Source organism: Streptomyces sp. NBC_01216 (genome assembly GCF_035994945.1).
GTDB lineage: Bacteria > Actinomycetota > Actinomycetes > Streptomycetales > Streptomycetaceae > Streptomyces.
Map to the genome: position 1 here is coordinate 6,552,412 of NZ_CP108677.1, position 18,833 is coordinate 6,571,244.

Below are 18,833 nucleotides of genomic sequence, written 5' to 3' on the forward strand. Positions count from 1 at the left end.
CGAGGCAGCGCTACTAAACCGGTCTAGCGATCGGGGACTATGCTCCCGCTAGACTCCGCTGTCAAGGCACGGAACAGGACGGAAGGGGCCGCGCGTGGCCAGACCGACGATCGCCGACATCGCGCGGCGGGCCGGGGTGTCCAAGGGGGCGGTGTCCTTCGCGCTGAACGGACGGCCCGGCGTCAGCGAGGAGACCCGGGGGCGCATCCTGCGGGTCGCCGAGGAGATGAACTGGCGCCCGCACAGCGCCGCACGCGCCCTCGGCGGAGCGCGGGCCGGTGCCGTCGGGCTCGTCCTCGCCCGCCCCGCCAGGACCATCGGGATCGAGCCGTTCTTCAGTCAGCTGCTCAGCGGGCTCCAGGCCGCCCTCTCCGTCCACGGCACGGCCCTCCAGCTGCTCGTCGTCGAGGACACCGCCGCCGAGATCGAGGTCTACCGCCGCTGGACCTCCGAACACCGCGTGGACGGTTTCGTCCTGGTCGACCTCCAGGTCCGGGACCCGCGCATCGCGGTCCTGGAACACCTCGGTGTACCCGTCACCGTCCTCGGCGGCCCCGGCCGCCACGGCCGCCTCCCGTGCATCTGGGCCGACGACCGCGAGGCGATGGTGTCGATCGTCGAGTACCTCGCCGCGCTCGGACACCGGCGGATCGCCCACCTGGCCGGGCTGCCCGCCTTCCAGCACACCCAGCGCCGCATCCGCGCGGTGCGGGACAGCGCCCGACGGCTCGGCCTCACCGAGGCGCTCTCCCTGCCGACCGACTTCAGCGACGCCGAGGGAGCGGCCGCCACCCGGGCGCTCCTGGCCCGGAGGTCGCGGCCCACCGCGATCGTCTACGACAACGACGTGATGGCGGTGGCCGGTCTCGGCGTGGCCGGCGAGATGGGAGTGGACGTGCCCGGCGAGCTGTCCATCGTCTCCTTCGACGACTCGACGCTCACCCGTATCGTGCACCCCTCGCTCACCGCGCTCACCCGCGACACCTTCGCCCTCGGGGAACAGGTCGCCCGCTCCCTGCTCGCCCTGGTCGACGATCCGGCCACCGCGCGGGACGTCAGGAACCCGACCCCCCGGCTCACGGTCCGTGAGAGCACGGCGCCGCCACCCTTGACCCTGGCGGCTAAAACAGTTTAGCCTCCCCGGGCGAGACGACCGCCGCCGCACACCGCGCCCGCTCCCGGCCCCACCGGGAGCGGGCCGCCGTGTGCCGCTTGAGGCCCGAAGACCGGCACACGCCGTGGACCAGGCGTCGTGCCCCGTGCCATCCGCACCATCAGCACCTCCCGTACACCCAGCACCCTCACCTTCCGCTGGACCGGAGTTCCGGATGAGACGACACCTTCCACTGACACCGGGACGGGCCGCGATCGCCGCCGCGCTCGGCCTCGCCCTCCTCGCCCCCTTGCCGAGCGCCGCGGCGGCGGACCCGCCGCGCGCCCCGGCGCCACCCTCCGCGGCGGCCCCGGCCCGCGGGGACCAGCCCCACGCCTCCTACTGGCACCCCGACACCCTCCTGGACTGGGACCCCGGCACCGACCCCGACGCACCGTTCAACCGCTCCCGGGTCCCCCTGCGGACCCGCGTCTCCGATCCCGCGCTCCGGGCCAACGCCAACGCCCGCGCCGGCGAAGGCGGGATCACCGGCCTGGTCTCCTTCGGCCCCACCTCGGACAACCCCTCACAGGGCTCGGCCGACCCGGACTACTACGCCTTCGGGCACTGGCAGTACCTCGACAAGCTGGTGTTCTGGGGCGGCTCCGCGAGCGAGGGCCTGATCCTCGCCCCGAACGCGACCGTCATCGACGCCGCCCACCGCAACGGCGTCAAGGTCTACGGCACGGTCTTCTTCCCGCCCACCGCCTACGGCGGCCGGATCCAGTGGGTCCGCGACTTCGCCCGGAGGACGGGCTCCACCTTCCCCGTCGCCGACAAACTCGTCGAAGTCGCCCGCTACTACGGCTTCGACGGCTGGTTCGTCAACCAGGAGACCGCCGGTGGCGACGCCGCCCTCGCCACCGACCTGCGCGACGAGATGCGCTACGCGCGCGCCCTCGGCCCCGTCGACTTCATGTGGTACGACGCGATGACCGAGTCCGGCGCGGTGAGCTGGCAGGACGCCCTGACGTCCGCCAACGACTCCTTCCTCCAGGAAGGGACACGGCGCACCTCCGACTCGATGTTCCTCGACTTCGGTTGGAACGCCGCCGGCCTGGACTCCTCGCGGACCCTCGCCAGGAACCTCGGCCGCAGTGAGTACGAACTGTTCGCCGGCATCGACACCGAGGCGAACGGATACCGGACCTCCGTCCCCTGGAACGCGGTCTTCCCTCCGGGACGGCCTCACGTCACCTCGCTCGGCATCTACCGTCCCGAGTGGACGTACACCTCCTCGACGGACCGCGCCGACTCCCATGCCCGCGAGGCGCGCTTCTGGGACGGCCCGCACGGCGATCCGTCGGACACCACGACCGCCTCGGCCTGGAAGGGGCTCGCGCACTACGTCGCCGAGTCGTCCGCCGTCACCGCCAAGCCCTTCGTCACGTCCTTCGGCGCCGGCCAGGGCGACTTCCACCACTCCGCCGGTGTCCGTGTCGCCACCGGGGGCTGGAACAACCTCTCGCTCCAGGACGTGCCCCCCACCTACCGGTGGCTGGTCGAGTCCGACGGGACCGCCCTGCACCCCTCGATCGACTTCACCGACGCCTACGAGGGCGGCTCCTCGCTACGCCTGACCGGCAGACTCGACGCCGTCAACACCGTGCGGCTCTACCAGACGCGGCTCCCCGTGGCCGACGACACCCGGCTGTCCGTGGTCGTGAGGACCCCGGCCGCCGGCCCCACCCGCCTCAGCGCCGCCCTCGCCTTCACCGACGCCCCCACCACCTTCACGACGCTGGACCTCGGCTCCACCACGACGTCCGGCTGGGAACCCAAGACCCTCGACCTCTCGGCGTTCGCCGGACGGACCATCGCCCAGATCGGCCTGCGGGCATCGGGTTCCGACGCCTCCTACGACGTGAGGGTCGGCCAGATCGCCGTGTACGACGGGGCTGTGGACGTCACGGCCGCGCCGACCGCGTTCGGCGTCCTCGGCGCGACCGACGTGAGCCCCACCCGCAAGTCCCTGCGGCTGTCCTGGACGGCGCCCGCGGGGCCCGTGCACCACTACGAGGTGTACCGGCGCGACGCCGGCGGCCGCACCTTCCTGGGCGCCACCCCGAACGACGCGTACTTCGTCCCGGGCCTGGACCGCGTCGGCACCGAGACCAGCACGACCCTCGAGGTCGAGGCCGTCTCCGCCGAGTACGGCCGTTCGCCCGCCGCCACCACCTCGGTCGGCTGGTCCCCGGCCACCGAGACCAACCTGGCGCTGAACCGCCCCGCCACCGCCTCCGGCAGCTGCAACAGCGCCGAGACCCCGGACAAGGCGGTCAACGGCTCCGTCTCGGGCGGCGACGCCGACAAGTGGTGTACGACGACGAGCGCCAAGTGGCTGGAGGTCGATCTCGGTTCCGTCCGGGCCCTGAACCGCTTCGTCGTCCGCCACGCCGCCGCCGGCGGCGAGAACGACACCTGGAACACCCTGGACTTCACGGTGAAGGTACGCGCCTCGGCCGGTGAGCCGTGGGTCACCGCGGCGTCCGTCACCGGCAACACCGCCGCCGTCACGACGCATCCGGTCAGCGTCACCGCGCGCTTCCTGCGTCTGGAGGTGACGAGACCGACCCAGACCACCGACCCGGCCGCCCGGATCTACGAGTGGGAGGCGTGGGGGTCCTGAGAGCCTGTCGGGCGGCCCTCCGTCCGACAGGGCGCGCCCGCGCGCCGCACGCTTGACGCACGGGTACCAGGGAGGAGAATGCCGAGGGCAACGGACATCCCGGTCGAACCGCGTGCGGCGGCGGGGCCACGGCGCGCGTCACCGGTCCCCGGAGGCTCCCTTCGCGGCGTCGCGGGTGCGCGCGACAGGCCCGCGATCCGCTCCTGACGGCAGCTCCGCACGTGCCAGGGCGCAGCGCCGGGGCCGGGCCCCGCGCCCGGTCTTCCCGCGGACCCGCCGGGCCGACCCGCCCGGCTCACACCGGCAGGACCCGGAGGCCCATGAACTCCCCCGAAGCCGCCCTGATCGACATCGACGGTGTCCTCACCGTCTCCTGGAAGCCGATCCCCGGTGCCGTACGGGCCCTGGAGGCCCTGCGGGACCGGGGCGTTCCCTACGCCCTGGTCACCAACAACACGTCACGGACGCGCGCCTCGATCGCCGCGCGGCTGACCCGGGAGGGCTTTCCCGTCGCCGTGCGCGACGTCCTCACCGCGCCCGCCGCCACCGCCGCGTACCTGAGGGAACACCATCCGGAGGCCCGCTGTCTCCTGCTGAACACAGGTGACGTGCGCGAGGACCTCGAAGGCGTGCGCCTCGTCGGAGAGGACGACGCGCCCGATGTCGTCGTCCTCGGCGGCGCGGGAGCCGGCTTCACGTACGCCTCCCTCAACCTGGTCTTCCGCAGGCTCCGGGACGGCGCGCGCCTCGTCGCCATGCACCGCAACCTGTACTGGCGCACGGCCGACGGGCTCGACCTCGACACCGGAGCCTTCCTCCTGGGACTCGAGAGCGCGGCCCGCGTCGAGGCGATCGTCACCGGCAAGCCGGCCGCCGCCTTCTTCGCCGCGGCTCTGACCCATCTGAGGGTCACCGCGGACCGGACGCTCATGGTGGGCGACGACATCGTCTCGGACGTACTCGCCGCCCAGGGCAACGGGATCACCGGCGTCCTCGTCAGGACCGGAAAGTACCTGCCCGAGACCCACCGGGAGGCGGACGGGACCCCGGACCACGTGCTGGACTCCTTCGCCGACGTCCCCGGTCTGTTCGGCCGCCACGGCTGACGCGGCCGGTACCCGCCGGCCGGCCGGAACGGGCCGGGCCCGCGCGCCGCCCCCGGTCGGGTCACCTCTCCTGCGGGTAGCCGGCGATGACCTTGCCCTTGGGGTCCGCCTTCAGGTAGCCGGAGCCGTAGTCGTCGGACAGGTAGACGCTCATCCCCGCGCCGGTCTTGAAGACGGTCGACGGCGGGTTCACGACGAGGTAGCGACTGGTGGGGTTCTCGACGCCCAGCTCCTTTTCCGCCCGCTCCAGCAGTTCGGGCAGGGCGTCCCAGTCGAACTCCGCCAGATCGGCCGGCACCGTGCCGGTCATGACCGTGCCGCCGGAGCCCTCCCGCACGGCGACGTCCCCGCCCCGGTAGCTGAAGGAGTCGTAGCGCTTGGTGCTGCCCTCCACGAGTGCCTCGGCGATCACGTACTCGGGATACACGACGAAACGGGTGACCTTCGTGCCTCCCATGACCGGCTTCAGCTTCGCGACGGCGTCCTTGACGCCCTCGGCGGTGAGCAGATCCGTCTTCGCCGTCCTGTCGTCGGCCGTGTCCGCCGGCGCGTCCGGTGCCGGGGCGAGGGAGGAAGGGGACGAGGCGGCGGCGGACGGGCCGCGTGCGCCGGTGTCCCCGGAGTCCTTCCACCCGTCCCGGTTGAGGTATCCGACCGGAAGCGCCACCGCCAGCAGCACGGCCAGGACGAAGCCGAGGCGCGCGCCGGTCCGGCGCCGGCCACCCGGAACGGCGGTCGTGGTCGCGCCTGCCGCGAAGGGCGGTGGGGTGGTCCCACCCGCGGGGAAGGGTGGGGGAGGCGGCGTCACGGCCGGCCCGGACAGGGCGCCCGGAGCCTGTCCGGGGACGGGCGGTGCCAGAGGGAACGACGTGGCCACCGGGGCGGGCGCGCCGGGAGCCCCCCGGCCGTCCGCCTGGCCCGTCACGCCGCCGGTCCTGGGGTCCGCCGGCGTGGCTGTCGCGTCCTTGCGGATGCCGTGTCCGGTGGGCGCGACGGACTCCGCGACGGCGGACAGCGCGCGGTCGAGTTCCTCGGCCCGCGGGCGCGCGGCGGGGTCACGCACCAGCAGCGCGGCCAGCACGGTGCCGAGCGGTCCGGCCTGTCGGGGCGGCGGTACGTCTTCGGAGAGTACGGCCGCCAGTGTCGCCAGGGTGGTGGCCCGGCGCAGCGGATGCCGGCCCTCCACGGCGACGTACAGGAGCATGCCCAGGGACCACAGGTCACCGGCGGCCCCGCCCACACCGCCCCTGACCCGCTCCGGCGCCATGTAGTCGGGCGAACCGATGACGGAGCCCGTGGCCGTGAGGTTCGTCGACTCGCGGACGGCGGCGATCCCGAAGTCCGTGAGCACGGGGCGGCCGTCGGGGCGCAGCAGCACGTTGGCGGGCTTCACGTCCCGGTGCTCGATGCCCCGCTCGTGCGCGGCCCGCAGCGCCGACAGCAGGTCCCGGCCCAGCCGCGCCGCCTCCGACGGCGTCATGGTGCCGCGCTCCAGCCGGTCGTGCAGCGAGCCGCCGGTCACCAGCTCCATCACCAGCCAGGGGTACGTGCCCTCGCCGCCGTCCACGATGTGGTGGATCGTCACCACGTTCGGGTGGTCGAGCCGGGCCAGGGCCCTGGCCTCGCGCAGCACCCGTTCCCGGAGCGTGCGGGCGGCCTCCGGCTCGTACTCCGCCATGGCCGGGTCGGGCGGGCGGACCTCCTTCAGGGCCACCTCGCGGTGCAGCGCCAGGTCACGAGCCCGCCACACGGTGCCCATTCCGCCCCCGCCGAGCCGTTCCACCAGCTCGAAGCGGCCGTCGATCACTCTGCTCACGTACTCTCCCGCGTCCTGTCCTCGGCGTTCGCGAACGGGCCCGCCGATGCTTCCGGCCGCAGGCTCGTGGCCGTTCGGGCCGGCACGCGGGCGGGGGTGGGGCCACTGGGCCCCGGCCCCGTTCCCCGGGCCGGAGACGCCGAGCCCCCCGGCCCGCGTCCCGCACTGTAGGAGAAGCAGTATGGCGGTCTTCCGCGGCGATGGTGCGCCGGGTCCCGCGGGGTCGGTGCGCCGACCGGTACAGGTCGCGGAACAGCGTCATCTCCGCTCCGTGGCGGAGGAGTTCCCGGTCGACCCACCACACGACGTCCAGGAAGGGGGCCTCCGGACCGCCGCCGTGCGGACCGCCGCCGTGCGGATCGCCGCCGTGCCCCACGGTGTCGGGCGTCGTGCCGTCCGTGCACAGCAGGGCCTCCCGCCGGGACGCGGCCCCCGTGACGAAGGCCGGCAACGGCGGAGTCCGCGACGCCGCTGCCCGCGTAGTCGTCGCGGATCAGGTGACGCGTGCCGTTGGTGTGGTCGGCGCGCAGGAACAGCGGCTCGCTCAGGTGGCTCGGGCGCCGGGCACACCGTTCGGGCTTCGGCGGCCCGATTTCCGCGCGGGCGCCGGGCCCTCGGCCCGCCCGGTCCGGTACGTCAGGGCGTCGCCCCGGAGCGGTCCCGGGCGTTCCGAGCCGACGCGCGGCCCACCGACTCGACCAACGGCAACAGCCGGTACGGCACCCGCTCGCGCAGCGCCATCTCCGTCCGGGTGCGCACCACGCCGGGCAACCGGATCAGGTGCTGGATCACGTCCTCCAGGTGACCGTTGTCCCGCGCCACCACACGCGTCAGAAGATCGCCGCCACCGGTGATCGAGAACGCCTCGACGATCTCCGGTACGGCCGCGAGCGCGTCGCCCACCTCGTCCAGGTGTCCCTGGGTGACCTCGATGTGGACGAAAGCCAGGACGGGGTGGCCGAGCGCGGCCGGGGACAGGAACGGTCCCGTGCCGGCGATCACCCCGTCCCGCTCCAGCCGGTCCACGCGCGCCTGAACGGTGCCTCTGGCCACTCCGAGGATCCGCGCGTACTCGCGCACGCTGGTGCGCGGCCGCTCGAGGAGGAGGCGCAGGATACGGGTGTCGAGCTCGTCCACCGCCATGGTCCGTTGGCTCCCTTTCGGCTGAAATCTACCCGCGATGACTGTACCAATGGCACAGCTCTCAGTGGCCGAGTTGAGCCACTGACCGACGGATGCTTTCCTCGGTGACGAGTACGTAGACGGCGCCGCGCGAGCGCCGGACCGGCGACGAGGCCGGGACCGGACCGCGGCGCCTTTCCCATGTCCGAGGGCGGCCACAAGCAGGCCCGGGGCACGAGATGACGCGAAGAGGGTGTGTGTACGGCAGCGGGGGCGGGTCGACCGTCGTGAAGAAGGTCCGGGAGGCCGTCCGCCGACTGGTCAGGCTGGTGTTCGTGGCCCCGGACCCGGGCCGGGTCCGGCTGCGCGTCTCCTCACGCGCCGTCCTCGGCGTCGGCCTCGCCGTCGCGGCGGCCGAACTCGCGGGGCTTTCGCTGACCGCCTCCCTCACAGGCGGGCTGGCCGCGCTGCTCGCGCTCTTCACCGTGGGAGACCCCACCGTCCGGCGCCAGCTGGCCACCACCGCCCTGCTGCCGGCGGTGGGCTTCCCCGTCCTCGCCCTCGCCACCGCGCTGCACGGTGTGCCTCCGCTGCGGGACGCCTCCTGGCTGCTCGTGGTCTTCGCCGGGGTGTACGCCCGCCGCTGGGGCCCGCGCGGTCACGCGCTCGGGATCTTCGCGTTCATGATGTTCTTCGTCACCCAGTTCCTGCACGCGCTGCCCGCGCAGCTGCCGGAGCTGTACACCGCGGTGACGCTCGCCCTGCTCGCCGTCGGCGCCGTCCGCTTCGTCGTCTGGCGCGTCGAGCGCCACGTCCCGCCGCCCGCCGCACCCGCCCCGCTGTCCGGTAGCGGCCTCGCCCGCCCCACCACCCGACAGGCGTTCCAGGCCACCGTCGCCTGCGCCGTCGCCCTGGCCGCCGGGCAGCTCATCTCCCATGAGCGCTGGTACTGGGCCGTCGGCACCGCCTGGTGGATCTTCGTCAACACCGCCTCGCGCGGCGAGACGCTGGTCCGCGGCTTCCGCCGGGTGGTCGGTACCGTCACCGGTATCGCCGCGGGCTTCCTGATCGCCCTGCCACTGGCGGGGGCACCCGCGCCGACGGCCGCGCTGGTCGCCGTCTGCGTCTTCGGCATCTTCTACACGGCTCCGCTGTCGTACAGCTGGATGATGTTCTTCGTCACCGTGATGGCGGGCCTCCTGTACGGCCTGCTGGGCGTGCTGCACCCCGGGCTGCTGCTGCTCCGTTTCGAGGAGACCGCGGTCGGCGCCCTCGGCGCCGCCGTCGGCGTCGCCCTGCTGCCTGTCACCACGCACGCGGCCACCAACGCCTGGATCGAGCGGGCCGTGACCTGCGTCCACGCGTGCACCACCGTCGCGGCCCGCCGGCTCGCGGGCGACCCGGACGCCGATCCGGCCCCGCTCGCCGCCGAACTGGAGCTGCTGCTCGGCCGGGCGGGGATCTCGCTCGCCCCGCTGCTGCACCCGCTCAGCCCGCTGCGCGCGCGGAAGGCCCGCGCCCGGCACGTCCTCACCCTGCTCGAGGACTGCGCCCGTGAGATCCGGGGCCTCTCGGCGGTCGCCGCCGACCCCGAGGCATCCCACGACGCCCGGCTCGCCGCGGCCTCCTGGCGGGTCGAGGCGGCCGTGCACGCCCTGGTGCCGCCGGGCCGCTCCGGACGCCCGTCCGTCGGCGAGCGCCCCGGCGCTCCCGTCCCGCCGCACCATCCCGGCGCGGAGGCCGCCCTCGGCCACCTCCGCGGCCTGGAGCGCGCCCTCGTCGACCTGGCGGCCCCGCTCCGCACCTCACCCGACGCCCCGCTGGTCCGCGCCGCCTGACGATGCCCCGGGCCCTTCCCCGCCGCCCACCCGCCATTTGGTCTAGACCGCCTGCTACCGTCGGCCGGACTACGGAGCGCTCGACCGTGACCGCTCCGGCGGAAGGGGAGACACCATGGGCGACGCGGACGCGCGGGAACCGGCACGGGCCTTCATCGGCTCGTTCACCTCGGCGGGCGGCCGGGGCATCCTCACCGCCGACGTGGACCCGCGGACGGGCGCCCTGGCGGTGACCGGCGCCACCGCGACGCTCCCCGACCCCTCCTTCCTGGCCGTCGACGGGCCCGCGCTCTACGCCGTCTCCGAGGCCGAGGAAGGCGCCGTGGCCGCCTTCGACATCTCCGGAGCCGCGCCGGTCCCGCGCGGCGCCCCCACACCCGTCCGCGGCTCCGGCCCCACCCACCTCGCCGTCGCGGCCGGGCACGTCCTGACCGCCAACTACGGCTCGGGCAGCGTCACCGCCCTGCCGGTCAACGCCGACGGCACCCTGGCCGCCGCCGCCCACGTGGCCCGCCACCAGGGCTCCGGTCCCGTCGCCGACCGCCAGGGCTCCCCCCACGCCCACCAGGTGCTCCGCGACCCCGCCGACCGCTGGGTCACCGTCGTGGACCTCGGCACCGACTCGGTGCGGATCTACGCCCTCGACCCGGGCACCGGCACCCTCCGGGCCCACGGCGAGACCGCGCTGCGCCCCGGCACCGGGCCGCGCCACCTCGCCTTCCATCCGGCCGGCACGCACGCGTACGTGCTCAACGAGCTGGAGCCGACCCTCACCGTCTGCCGCTGGAACGCCGACGCCGGTGTCCTCGAACCACTCGACGAGATCCCCGTCGTGCCCGCCGGGACGACCGCGCCCAGCCATCCGTCCGCGGTCGTCGTCTCCCCGGACGGCCGCTTCCTCTGGGTGGCCGTGCGCGGCGACGACAGCCTCGCGGTCCTCGCCCTCGACCCGGCCGGCGCGAAGCCCGCGCCGGCCGGCACCGTTTCCTGCGGTGGTCGCTGGCCCCGTGACCTGGCGCTCGACCCGACCGGACGGTGGCTCTACGCGGCGAACGAGCGCTCCGGCGACGTCACGTGGTTCGGCATCGACCCGGACACCGGCCTGCCGCACCGGGCCGGCTCCGTCGACGCGCCGGCGGCCTCCTGCGTGGTCTTCGGCTGAGCCCGCGGGGTCCGGCCCGCGGCCCCCGGGCGGTCGCACGACCCGGCAACCCGCCCCCGGGCACACGGGAGGGCCCGCTCCCGGACACTTCCGGTGCGGACCCTCCCGTCTGCTTCGGCTGCCTGCGCGCCCGGCGCGCGGTCAGTGAGTCGGCGCCCCCTGGGCCTGCTGCGAGGCGAGGCCGAGCGCGGCGGCGTACTGGGAGAGCACCAGCTTGCCGATCGCCGGGTAGGCGCCGAGCGGCTCGGCGGCGGCGCAGCCGGCCTCCTTCGCGGCGGCGTCGAGCAGGCCGTCGGCCAGTTCGGGGCCGATCAGGTACGGCGCGAGCGCCAACTGCTCCGAACCGGAACCGCGCAGCTGCTCGGCGACCGCGGTGATCGAACCCTCCTGGTCGAGCGCGGCGGCGATCACGGGGACGGCCAGCCGCGCGGCCAGCAGCATGCCGGTGATGCCGGCGGCCTGGACCGCCTCCTCGCCGCCGACCGTGGCCAGCACGATGCCGTCGGCGGCGGTGGCGACGGTGAACAGGCGAGCGCGGTCGGCACGGGCCAGACCGGCCTCCGAGAGGCGGACGTGCAGGCCCTCGGCGAGCAGCGGGTGCGGGCCCAGTACATCGGTCAGCTCGGCGAGGTTGCCGCTGTCCATGACGGCCTGGCGGATCCGGCGTGTCAGGACGCTGTCGGGGCCGGCCAGCAGCGGGACCACGACCGCCGCCGGGCCCTCGGGGGCGCTGACCTCGCGCCCGGCGGCCACGGCCAGCTCGTAGCGCTCGGTGCGCACGGCCGCGGTCCTGACGAGCGCGGTCGTCAGCGAGGGGTACTCGGCGTCGTCACCGTCGAGGTAACCGATCACCGCCTCCAGGCCGGGCAGCTCGGAGCGGGCGATGCTCACGACCTCTTCGGCCAGTGAGCGTATGGCGGCGGACGGCTCACCGGGAACGGCGAGGACGAGTGCGGGAGCGCCCTCGGGCGCCGCCGCGGGTTCAGGGCGGCGGTGCCGTCCGGTTTGGCGGGGTCGCGGCATTCGTACAGGCAGGCCGGAAGCAGGCCCAGTGGGGGAGCTCATGGCGCCGCATGCTACTGGTTTTGCCCGCGGCGCAGTTCGGTGAGGTGCGACAGCGCGTTATCTGCACCGCTATGTCCGAACGGTCGTTTAACTGATGAGATGGAGTAGTCCCCGCTCCTGCGGCAGGCGGAGTGCACCGGCGGCGTGCGCCGAGGCGAGCAGGACCGCCCCCGCCAGCGGATCGCCGGCGGCGGGCACCACGCGCGCGCCCGGCCGCCGCTCGGCGAGGTCCTCGCGCAGCGGGGCGAGAAGGGCCTCGCCGATGCCGAACAGGCCACCGGTCAGCGCCACGTCGACGGTGCTCCCGGCCGGGCAGACGGCTTCGGCGGCGTCGGCGATGTGCCTCGCCGCCCGGGCCAGCACCTCGCCGGCGACCGGGTCGCCCTCGGACGCGCAGGCCGCCACTTCGGGGGCGAAGGAGGCCAGCACGGCGGGCCGGTCGGTCCGAGGGTAGAGCGCGCCGGGCAGACCGGCGGCCGGGCCGAACCGGGCCTCGGCGCGGCTGAGGAGCGCGGCCGAGCCGCCGCGGCGGCCGTCGTACGCGCGCATCGCCGCCTCCAGACCGGCCCGGCCGATCCACGCACCGCTGCCGCAGTCGCCGAGCAGATGGCCCCAGCCGTCGGCCCGGCGCCAGGTGGTCAGGTCCGTCCCGAGGGCGATCATGCCGGTGCCGCCCGCCACGACCGCTCCGGACCGCTGCCCGAGCGCCCCCGCGTACGCCGTGACCGCGTCGGCGGCCAGCACCAGCCTCCGGACGCCGAGCGCGCGCTCCAGCGCCCCGGGCAGCTCGGCCCGCAGCTCGGCTCCGAGCGTGGCCATCCCGGCGGCGCCGACCGCCACGGCCGCGACGGCGCCCTCCGCGAGCGCGGCCGGGTGCTCCGGGGACGGGGCCGTTCCGTCACGCAGGCTCGCGACGGCGGACAGCAGCCGACGTAGCAGCGGGGCCGCCTCGATGCCACCGGGTCCGGTCCGCACCGGCTCCCGGGAGCGCACCGTCCCCAGCACCCGTCCGGCGCGCGCCTCGGCCAAGGCGACCCGTATCCCGGAACCGCCCGAGTCGACTCCGACGACCAGCTCGCCGGGGTGCGCGGCGGTCACCGGGTACCGACGGCGGACGGGTGCCTGCGTGACCTCATGAACCGGCTCCGGAGGGTGAGGAGAAGGGCTGGGGAGGGGCGACGGCGTGCAGCCTACTGCGGGGGGCGTTCCCGGGGCGGCACCGCCGGGCCCTTCCCGGCTCCGCGGTCGGGCACGGGTGACTGTGGGGTCACGGCGGGTGCCCGACTGTCCGTGTAGGCCGGTAGGGTGACGGACCGTGGCAGCACGACCGTTGAGAGAACTTGTGGAGCCCGGCTGGGCCGAGGCGTTGGCGCCGGTGGCCGAACGCGTGGCGGCGATGGGCGAATTCCTGCGCGCGGAGATCGCGGCCGGCAGAACCTACCTCCCGGCCGGGCAGCACGTGCTGCGCGCCTTCCAGCAGCCGTTCGACGAGGTGCGGGTGCTGATCGTGGGCCAGGACCCCTACCCGACGCCGGGTATGGCCATCGGGCACAGCTTCGCCGTCGCTCCGGACGTGCGGCAGCTGCCGGGCAGTCTGGAGAACATCTACCGGGAGCTCCACACCGACCTGGGTCTCCCGCGTCCTTCGAACGGCGATCTGACCCCGTGGACCCGGCAGGGCGTCCTCCTGCTCAACCGTGCGCTCACCACGGCGCCGCGGAAGCCCGGGGCGCATCGGGGTGCCGGCTGGGAGGCCGTGACGGAGCAGGCCATCCGGGCGCTCGCCGCCCGGGGCAAGCCGCTCGTGTCCGTCCTCTGGGGGCGCGACGCCCGCAACGCGCGGCCGCTGCTCGGGGACCTGCCGGCCGTGGAGTCGGCGCACCCTTCCCCGATGTCGGCCGACCGGGGCTTCTTCGGCTCCCGCCCGTTCAGTCGCACCAACGAACTCCTGGTCCGGCAGGGTGCCCAGCCCGTCGACTGGCGTCTGCCGTAGCCGCCCGGCATGTAGCCGCCCGGCATCCGGAGGGGCCGGGAGCGTCCGGCATCCGGGTGCGCCACCGGCGCGCCTCCCTTGCTCCCGCCCCCGGGCGTCCCGGCAGGCTCCATGAGGCGGCCCCCGGGCGTCGGTCGCCCCAGGCCCGCCCCTTCGCCGGCGTCCGGGGCCCGCCGCCGGGATCAGGCGATCACGGCGGCCCGCACGCAGAGCACGTCCGGCAGGTGTGCGGCGAGCTGCTGCCAGGTGTCGCCGTCGTCCGCGCTCGCGTACACCTCGCCGTTGCGGTTGCCGAAGTAGATGCCCGCCGGGTCCCCGTCGTCCGCGCACATCGCGTCCCGCAGCACGGTGCCGTAGTGCTCCCCCTCGGGCAGCCCGGTGGAGAGCGGCTCCCAGCCGGCGCCCGCGTCGTTCGTGCGGTAGACACGGCAGCGACGCCCCGCGGGCACCCGGTCGGAGTCGGCGTTGATGGGGAAGACGTAGGCCGTGCCGGCGCGATGGGGGTGGGCCACGACGGCGAAGCCGAAGTCGGAGGGGAGCCCGGCCCCGATGTCGGTCCACCGGCCGCCCGCGTCGTCGCTGCGGAAGACACCCCAGTGGTTCTGGAGATAGAGCCGGTCCGGATCGTCGGCGTCCTGCGCGATCTTGTGCACGCACTGTCCGAACTCCGGGTCGGGGTCGGGCAGGAAGACCGCCGAGACACCGGTGTTGGAAGGCGCCCAGCTCTCTCCGCCGTCCCGCGAGCGGAACACGCCGGCCGTCGAGACCGCGACCGTCACCTGGTCGGGATCACGCCGGTCGGTGACGACCGTGTGCACGGCCTCACCGCCGCCGCCGGGTACCCACCGGTCCCGGGTCGGGTGCTCCCAGAGCGGGCGCACCAGTTCGAAGGACTCCCCGCCGTCCTCGGACCGGAACAACGCGGCCGGCTCCGTGCCCGCGTACACCACGTCGGGGGAGTGGGCCGGCGCCGGATGCAGCTGCCACACCCGCTCCAGCGAAGCCCCGGTGTCCCGGGGGAACTTGACCGCCGGGCGCGGGGGCTCGGTCCAGGTGGCCCCGAAGTCGTCGGAGTGGAACACCGAGGGACCCCAGTGGGCGCTGTCGCCCCCGACGAGCAGCCGCGGAGTGGGGCGCCGGGTGTCGATGCCGATCGAGTAGACCGCCTGCGCGTTGAACCGGGGTTCGCCGAACTCCCATCGGCCGGCGCGCCTGCGGCCGACGAACAGGCCCTTGCGGGTACCTACGGTGAGCAGTACGTCGGGCATGGCCGATCCCTCCAGGACGTCGTTGTCACGGATACGGGCCAGTCTGCCCCCGGCCACTGACAGTGGCGCCCGGAACGGCGTCCCCCCAGGTGGGGCGCGTGTGTCTCGCCCGGCCCGGGGGCGCCGGGGCCTCAGATCGCCCAGGCGTACTGCTCCGGGGTGTGCGTCGCTGAACCCAGCTCGCGCGCGGCCCGGCGCGCCCAGGAGGCGTCGCGCAGCAGCTCGCGGCCGAGCAGTACGGCGTCCGCCCGGCCGTCGGCGATGATCTTCTCGGCCTGCCGGCTGTCCGTGATGAGGCCCACGGCGGCGACGGGCAGCCCGGTCTCCGCCTTCACCCGGGTCGCGAACGGCACCTGGTAGCCGGGGCCGACCGGGATCCGGGCCGGGCCGCCGTTGCCGCCGCTCGACACGTCGAGGAGGTCGACCCCGTGCGCGCGCAGCAGCCGCGCGAAGCGGACGGTCTCGTCCGGGGTCCAGCCCTGTTCCTCCAGCCAGTCCGTGGCCGAGACGCGGAAGAAGAGCGGCAGCTCCGCGGGCCACACGGCGCGCACGGCGTCGACCACCTGGAGGGCGAAGCGGGTCCGGTTCTCGAAGGAGCCGCCGTACTCGTCCGTGCGGTGGTTGCTGTGCGGGGAGAGGAACTCCCCGATGAGATAGCCGTGCGCGCCGTGCACCTCGACGACCTCGAACCCGGCCGCCAGGGCGCGCCGGGCGGCGTCCGCGAAGTGGTCGACGATCTCCCGGATCCCCTCGGCGGTCAGCTCGGTCGGCACGGTGTGGCCCTCGGCGAACTCGAGGGGGCTGGGGCCGACGGGCTGCCAGCCGTGGCCGTCCTCGGGTACCGGGCCGCGGCCCTCCCAGGGTCGGCGGGTGGCCGCCTTCCGGCCCGCGTGACCGAGCTGGATCCCCGGCACGGTGCCGTGTTCCTTGAGGAAGGCCGTGATCCGGCGCAGCGCCGCGGCCTGGGTGTCGTTCCAGATGCCGAGGTCGGCGGGGCTGATCCGGCCTTCGGGGGAGACGGCCGTGGCCTCGACCAGGATCAGCCCGGTGCCGCCGGTGGCGCGGGAGGCGTAGTGGGCGAAGTGCCAGTCGCCGGAGACTCCCGTGTCCGGGCCGGTCGCGGCGGCCGAGTACTGGCACATCGGGGCCATCCACACGCGGTTCGGGATGGTCACTGACCGCAGGGTGTACGGCTCGAACAGGGCGACGCTCATGGAGGACTCCGTCTCAGGGGGCCTGATGGATGCTCGTACGATACTCGTCGTAGTACGGCGACTGTCAAACTACGAGGGATCTCGTACCATGGAGGGTCAGGACGCCCCGGACGAAGTGGAGCCGCCGCTGTGACGACCGCGACCAACCCCCGGGCCCTCGCCCACCCCGAGCGGGACGAGATCCGCCTGGAGGGTGTGCTGCACGCGCTTTCGGACGCGGTGCGACTGCGGATCGTCAGCGAGATGGCGCGCGAGGGAACCGAACTGAGCTGCTCCTTCTTCGACCTCCCGGTGACGAAGTCGACGACCACGCACCACTTCCGGGTGTTGCGTGAGAGCGGCGTCATCCAGCAGATCTACCGGGGCACGGCCAAACTGAACGCGCTGCGTCGCGACGATCTGGACGCGCTCTTCCCGGGCCTCCTGGGCAGCGTGCTGGAGGCCGCGTCCCGCCAGTCCGACCGCCTCGGCGACCCGTGGCCGCCCGCCCCCGGCTCCCGGTGACACGCGCCCGACACCGTCGGCCGGGACCCGACCACCGCCAGGAGGTCTTCCGTGTGCGGTCCGCCCGCCGACCGTGACGGGCACCGCGCGGGGCCGGCGGGCGGAGGGGCAGGGCCGCCCGGCCGATAATCGATCTTGTGGTGGTCGGAAGGGCGCGTCCGCGCACGAGAACCGGCAGGGGCCGGGGCGCGACCGTGATCGAGGTGCGGGGGTTGGTGTGGGTCTGCCGGGGACGTCGAACCATGACGTGGCGCGAGAGGACAGGTTCGACTGGTTCTGCGAGGCCGTGTCCAGCGAGGTCATGCCGGTGACGCTCAGCAGCCGGCACCCGGCCGGTTTCCGGGCCGGGATCACGGACGTGGACCTCGGCGTGCTCCGGCTGTCGTCCGTGGCCTGCTCACCGGTGCTCTCCCGGCGCACCCCGGCGCACATCCGGCGCGGCGACCCCGAGAACCTGCAGCTCGCGCTCATCACCCGAGGCGTGTTCAGGATCTCCCAGCGGGGCAGCGAATCCGTGATCTCCGGCGGGCTCGTCCTCACGGACACCTCCCGCCCGAGCGAGGGCGCCTGTGCCGACGGTCAGGTCGAGACGGTGATGCTGCAGATTCCCCGTGCGTCCCTCGCACTGCGACCGGACCGTGTGGACCGCCTCCTCGCGCGGAACCTGACCGCGGACACCGGCTCCGGCGCGATCCTCGCCGGCTTCCTGACGACCCTGCTCGCGCACGCCTCGCCCTGCGGCCCCCAGGAGCTGCGCGCGATGGGATCCGTAGCCCTCGAACTGGCCACCGCCTGTCTCGCGCAGCAGCTCGGCGACCCCGGGCTGGCGCCGGCCGAGGCACGTGCGCAGGAGGCACGGCAGCGTGTCCACCGCTTCATCGAGAACAACCTCGGCGACCCGGACCTGACACCCCAGGCGATCGCCGACCGGCACGGCATCTCCCTGCGCACCCTCCACACCCTCTTCGGAGACCAGCCGCTCACCGTCGCGGCGCACATCCGCCGGAGCCGCCTGGAGCGCGCCCACGCCGACCTCGCCCGCGCCGAGCTGGGCACTCACCCCGTCCAGGCGATAGCGGCACGCTGGGGCTTCTCCAGCGCCACCGCGTTCAGCCGGGCCTTCCGCGAAGCCTTCGGCCTCACCCCCACCGAACACCGCGCGCTCCACAGGGCCGCCCCCGCACGCGACGCACAGCAACCCCGCACGGCACGCACACCACCGGGCGCCGCCCGAACGTAGATTCACTTGCTGCCGGGGCCGCCGCCTCAGCGTGAGCGCGGCCACGGGGGTGTCAGCGCAGACGGGGGACCGGTTCCCCGGGGCGGCCTCCCGGCGTCAGCTCATGCCGGCCGCCAGGCCGGAGACCACGAAGGAACCGCACATGATTCGCAAGGTATCGTCGGCGCTCGTCGCCCTGATGGCCCTCATCGGCTTCAGCTTCCTCAGCACCGCTCCGGCCCAGGCGGCCGGGGGGACCCGTCTCTACAGCCTGGGTGCCTGCGCCACACCGGAAGGCAACAGCACGGCCAACGGCGCCGTCGTCACTCTGTGGTCCTGCACCGGAAGCCCGCTCCAGAACTGGCACTGGAGAGGAATGTTCCTCGTCCACGACGCGAGCGGCAAGTGTCTGACACCCCGCGGCAACGCCTCGGGTACCAACGGCGCCGTCCTGACCCTGTGGACCTGTGACTTCAACTCGCTTGAGAGCCCTCAGCGTTTCGACACCGGGTTCGACCAGTACAACGACCGCATGCGGACCCTGAACGGGACCAAGTGCATCACCCTCAAGGGCAACTCGCGCGCCAGCGGCACGTGGCTGACCCTGTGGACCTGCAACCCCGAGTGGAACCTGGCGCAGTCCTGGCAGATATCCCTGTAGTCCTGTCCCCAGCGCAGAGCGACGGGGGCGCGCGGCCCAGGACCGCGCGCCCCCGTCCTCGCGCCACCGGTCCGTGCACGGAC

The 18,833-nt window shown here is 74.3% G+C and carries 15 protein-coding genes; 9 read left to right on the forward strand and 6 right to left on the reverse strand.

The window, feature by feature from the left end; translation table 11 throughout:
• The first annotated feature begins 94 nt into the window (after positions 1–94).
• The 3 genes from OG393_RS29615 (at position 95) to OG393_RS29625 (ending at position 4,888) form a co-directional block, all read left to right on the forward strand.
• On the forward strand, positions 95–1,135 hold the full coding sequence (locus OG393_RS29615; protein WP_327377752.1) for a LacI family DNA-binding transcriptional regulator: 1,041 nt from the start codon (positions 95–97) through the stop codon (positions 1,133–1,135).
• A gap of 193 nt (positions 1,136–1,328) precedes the next feature.
• Entirely contained in the window at positions 1,329–3,782 is a 2,454-nt protein-coding gene (locus OG393_RS29620; protein WP_327377753.1) for an endo-beta-N-acetylglucosaminidase, read from the forward strand.
• Positions 3,783–4,102: 320 nt separating this feature from the next.
• The gene (locus OG393_RS29625) at positions 4,103–4,888 is read left to right on the forward strand and encodes an HAD-IIA family hydrolase (protein ID WP_327377754.1); all 786 of its coding nucleotides are present in this window, start codon (positions 4,103–4,105) and stop codon (positions 4,886–4,888) included.
• 61 nt (positions 4,889–4,949) lie between these two features.
• Here the strand turns inward: OG393_RS29625 and OG393_RS29630 are convergent, their stop codons facing one another.
• A complete protein-coding gene (locus OG393_RS29630; RefSeq protein ID WP_327377755.1) occupies positions 4,950–6,704 on the reverse strand; it encodes a serine/threonine-protein kinase in 1,755 nt (584 codons plus the stop codon).
• Between the two features lie 636 nt (positions 6,705–7,340).
• Positions 7,341–7,847 carry an Lrp/AsnC family transcriptional regulator gene (locus OG393_RS29635; protein WP_327377756.1) on the reverse strand — a complete coding sequence of 169 codons (507 nt, stop codon included), beginning with the start codon at positions 7,845–7,847 and terminating at the stop codon, positions 7,341–7,343.
• 308 nt (positions 7,848–8,155) lie between these two features.
• Between OG393_RS29635 and OG393_RS29640 the strand changes: the two genes are divergently transcribed.
• Positions 8,156–9,664, forward strand: coding sequence for an FUSC family protein (locus OG393_RS29640; RefSeq protein WP_327378592.1), 1,509 nt, complete (start codon positions 8,156–8,158; stop codon positions 9,662–9,664).
• Between the two features lie 115 nt (positions 9,665–9,779).
• The gene (locus OG393_RS29645; RefSeq protein ID WP_327377757.1) at positions 9,780–10,826 is read left to right on the forward strand and encodes a lactonase family protein; all 1,047 of its coding nucleotides are present in this window, start codon (positions 9,780–9,782) and stop codon (positions 10,824–10,826) included.
• A 141-nt stretch (positions 10,827–10,967) separates the two neighbouring features.
• Here the strand turns inward: OG393_RS29645 and OG393_RS29650 are convergent, their stop codons facing one another.
• Positions 10,968–11,891, reverse strand: coding sequence for a sirohydrochlorin chelatase (locus tag OG393_RS29650; protein ID WP_327377758.1), 924 nt, complete (start codon positions 11,889–11,891; stop codon positions 10,968–10,970).
• Between the two features lie 87 nt (positions 11,892–11,978).
• The gene (locus tag OG393_RS29655) at positions 11,979–12,989 is read right to left on the reverse strand and encodes an N-acetylglucosamine kinase (protein WP_327377759.1); all 1,011 of its coding nucleotides are present in this window, start codon (positions 12,987–12,989) and stop codon (positions 11,979–11,981) included.
• Positions 12,990–13,206: 217 nt separating this feature from the next.
• On the opposite strand from OG393_RS29655, the gene OG393_RS29660 reads away from it, so the two are divergent.
• Entirely contained in the window at positions 13,207–13,884 is a 678-nt protein-coding gene (locus OG393_RS29660) for a uracil-DNA glycosylase (protein WP_327377760.1), read from the forward strand.
• Between the two features lie 182 nt (positions 13,885–14,066).
• On the opposite strand, the gene OG393_RS29665 is transcribed toward OG393_RS29660, so the two are convergent.
• On the reverse strand, positions 14,067–15,152 hold the full coding sequence (locus tag OG393_RS29665; RefSeq protein ID WP_327377761.1) for a WD40/YVTN/BNR-like repeat-containing protein: 1,086 nt from the start codon (positions 15,150–15,152) through the stop codon (positions 14,067–14,069).
• A gap of 131 nt (positions 15,153–15,283) precedes the next feature.
• On the reverse strand, positions 15,284–16,366 hold the full coding sequence (locus tag OG393_RS29670; RefSeq protein WP_327377762.1) for an NADH:flavin oxidoreductase/NADH oxidase: 1,083 nt from the start codon (positions 16,364–16,366) through the stop codon (positions 15,284–15,286).
• A gap of 129 nt (positions 16,367–16,495) precedes the next feature.
• Here OG393_RS29670 and OG393_RS29675 point away from each other — a divergent pair, with 129 nt between their 5' ends.
• The 3 genes from OG393_RS29675 to OG393_RS29685 all read left to right on the forward strand — a co-directional run bounded on the left by OG393_RS29675 (position 16,496) and on the right by OG393_RS29685 (position 18,750).
• Complete coding sequence (locus tag OG393_RS29675; protein WP_327377763.1) at positions 16,496–16,870, forward strand: ArsR/SmtB family transcription factor; 375 nt, start codon at positions 16,496–16,498, stop codon at positions 16,868–16,870.
• A 247-nt stretch (positions 16,871–17,117) separates the two neighbouring features.
• Positions 17,118–18,110, forward strand: coding sequence for a helix-turn-helix domain-containing protein (locus tag OG393_RS29680; RefSeq protein ID WP_327377764.1), 993 nt, complete (start codon positions 17,118–17,120; stop codon positions 18,108–18,110).
• 142 nt (positions 18,111–18,252) lie between these two features.
• On the forward strand, positions 18,253–18,750 hold the full coding sequence (locus tag OG393_RS29685; RefSeq protein ID WP_327377765.1) for an RICIN domain-containing protein: 498 nt from the start codon (positions 18,253–18,255) through the stop codon (positions 18,748–18,750).
• The last annotated feature ends 83 nt before the right edge of the window (positions 18,751–18,833 follow it).

What these genes read in the sequence shown, in the direction of transcription:
- OG393_RS29625 (WP_327377754.1), top strand. Translation starts at nt 4,103, where the DNA reads ATGAACTCCCCCGAAGCCGCCCTGATCGACATCGACGGTGTCCTCACC.
- OG393_RS29650 (WP_327377758.1), bottom strand. Translation starts at nt 11,891, where the DNA reads ATGAGCTCCCCCACTGGGCCTGCTTCCGGCCTGCCTGTACGAATGCCG.
- OG393_RS29665 (WP_327377761.1), bottom strand. Translation starts at nt 15,152, where the DNA reads ATGCCCGACGTACTGCTCACCGTAGGTACCCGCAAGGGCCTGTTCGTC.
- OG393_RS29620 (WP_327377753.1), top strand. Translation starts at nt 1,329, where the DNA reads ATGAGACGACACCTTCCACTGACACCGGGACGGGCCGCGATCGCCGCC.
- OG393_RS29670 (WP_327377762.1), bottom strand. Translation starts at nt 16,366, where the DNA reads ATGAGCGTCGCCCTGTTCGAGCCGTACACCCTGCGGTCAGTGACCATC.
- OG393_RS29685 (WP_327377765.1), top strand. Translation starts at nt 18,253, where the DNA reads ATGATTCGCAAGGTATCGTCGGCGCTCGTCGCCCTGATGGCCCTCATC.
- OG393_RS29635 (WP_327377756.1), bottom strand. Translation starts at nt 7,847, where the DNA reads ATGGCGGTGGACGAGCTCGACACCCGTATCCTGCGCCTCCTCCTCGAG.
- OG393_RS29645 (WP_327377757.1), top strand. Translation starts at nt 9,780, where the DNA reads ATGGGCGACGCGGACGCGCGGGAACCGGCACGGGCCTTCATCGGCTCG.